Raw genomic sequence first — 2,347 nt, forward strand, 5'->3', positions numbered from 1 at the left:
CACATGCTCCCGTTCTTTTTCAACGGTGGTGTACAATACTAGATTGTAAAACGTAGGCAGCAGATACAGTTCGCCTTTGGATGCGTACTCATGAACAAATTGCCATTCGGAAGCCTCCTCTTTAATACTAGGATTAATAAAGGATTGAATGGCATTGTTATTAGCACTTAAAGATTTAGCTCTTTTTTTCGCTTGTGCCTTCATCTTTTCCTGATTGACACCACGAACGGTAAATGAAAGAAGAAATGGACATTGAATACCTTGTTCAGGCTTTAAAAGATTGGCAAATAAATCTGGCGTTTGCCATAAGGCAAATGGTGCCTTAGGAAAACTCGTGAGCTCACAATTCACTACCCTTGAACGCTGAATAGCACTTTCATCATCGGCAATGGAAATATCAATGTTCTCATCACCAATTTCATAGATTGTAGTCGGATTAGGAATGGATTCACTAATAAAAGGTTGTGAATCCTCAATTTTTGGCCAGGAACATTCATTGAAATTTGGTGACACAAGAGCACGCATCAGAACTTTAAAATCGTGCGCCTCACACCGCATAAAACTAAACCCTGCAACTTTGAGTTCGGATTCAAAGTCATCTCGCAGTCCCTGAAGCTTGCCTTCAACTCCAAGCTCTGTTGGTCTTGAAATAAAAAGATAACATCGATAATCCGAGAGTGTTGCTGGGACATTGCGTCCATTTTTATAGCCCTTTGCAATAGCACTAAGATGGTATTTGAGACTTTGGCGTGCAAGTTCTGCATAAATCCCACCTTGCTTTAAAATGGGCACGTAATTTTGATACATATTTTGCGCAAGCCAAGGATGCTTATACATTAACACCGTACAATCCGTCCCTTCGGTTAGCTTGTTTTTAAAAGTTTCGGAAAGCGATTTCATCAAAGACTCATCAGCACCTGCCATAGGCATTAACAAAAGACCAAACCCCGCAGAGCTTCGGTTTATAAAAAATCCTTCTTCACTGACTGTTTCATAGGGAAACAGGTTTTTTATAGAAGGCAAATCTAAAGTACACGACTCAAATGCTTTTGAATGATGTTGCAATGATTCCGGTTTAATGCCTGCAGTTTCCCCTAGTTTGTGACTTACACGATGCACCAGATCACGTGCTTTATCTCGCCATTGATTTAGCCTTAAGCCCATGATTGCTCCTTAACTGTTTGTGCCAGCCATAGGGCTTGTCCACTATCTTGTTTGACTATTTTTCCTTGATTTAAAAGAGGTTTGCTTTCAGCCTTCATCATGTTCTTTCTGGAACTATAGGGTTTTACATCATCTGCAAACCGAGTCATGGCATCGACCTGCTCGATGGTCAAACAACTATCCCCGGCCGTGGCATTACAACTGAAATTGGAATTGATTGGCCCACATGCTGCTAATCCCATATAAATTAAAAGGATCAGACTCTTTTTAATTATTTTCATCGTAATACCCCTGTCAAATTTGCGCTCAAGCTGTTCGCATGGTCAATTTTCCCTAATACCTCAGGCGGCACCGTAAAATTCATGTCAGTCGAATTCCCTTCATGGTTAGCAGCAATTAACCTTTGTGCTTCTTCCTCTGCTTTGACTTGGTTCATGGCATGTTGGCTTTTGTCTTCATCAGGCTCTAAATAAAATCCATCTTTAAAAACCACCGTGACCACATTGCCAGAACCGACTTGAATGACAGGATGGTATTGTTCTGCGCGTTTAACGTAATACGCAGATAACGTATCTGCTGCTTTGGAAGCACCTCCATAAGCTGCAAAAGGTGCAATTTGGCTTGATGGAACTACAGAAGTTGCACCATAAGGGCCAATCGCTTGTACGCTTTGAGCATATTGTGCGGCTTGGGCAATTCCAGATAACGCACCACTAACTCCTGCCCAAGTCATCACTTTGTTATCCCTCATCAATGGCTTCCCTTTAATCCCCACTTTGCCATTGAAAAACACCCAACCCGTCACTTCTTTATCAATAATGGGTTGGCCTGGATGAGCACAAGAGAGACGATATAAGGTTGCAAAAGCGCGTTCACTGGAAATATCTCCATAGGAATTCGCACTCACGCGACATCCCCGAAGACGTGAGCGCGCTCCATTAGGTAGTGTTCCATCCTCTAGGAACTTAAAGAGCATTACGCCATTATTTTTAGATTGGCCATTAACGGATGCATCAGCATCAGCTCCACCTAAAACAACTGCTCTTACTGAAGTGTTTGATGGTACATAATGAGCTGGATTTAAATAGTTATTATGATGAGTTCTAGTGCTGCGGCGTTTCGTTCGAAATGACACTGTATGAATGCGTGGAGTGATATCTGCTAAGGTCATCATGTCAGAATT

3 protein-coding genes are annotated in these 2,347 nt (G+C 41.8%); all 3 read right to left on the minus strand.

Annotated elements, in window-relative coordinates:
- The coding region (locus DGG96_RS20365; protein ID WP_165831657.1) for a TraC family protein at positions 1–1,164 on the minus strand (1,164 nt) is incomplete at its 3' end.
- Positions 1,155–1,445 carry a TraV family lipoprotein gene (locus tag DGG96_RS20370; RefSeq protein WP_110144294.1) on the minus strand — a complete coding sequence of 97 codons (291 nt, stop codon included), beginning with the start codon at positions 1,443–1,445 and terminating at the stop codon, positions 1,155–1,157. The genes DGG96_RS20370 and DGG96_RS20365, both read right to left, overlap by 10 nt.
- Positions 1,442–2,347, minus strand: a 906-nt coding sequence (locus DGG96_RS20375) for a TraB/VirB10 family protein (RefSeq protein WP_240610483.1), incomplete at its 5' end; no start/stop codon positions are given. The genes DGG96_RS20370 and DGG96_RS20375, both read right to left, overlap by 4 nt.

This window comes from Legionella qingyii (assembly GCF_003184185.1).

Excerpts from the sequence above, each read along its gene's own strand:
- DGG96_RS20370 (WP_110144294.1), bottom strand. The coding sequence starts at position 1,445 with ATGAAAATAATTAAAAAGAGTCTGATCCTTTTAATTTATATGGGATTA.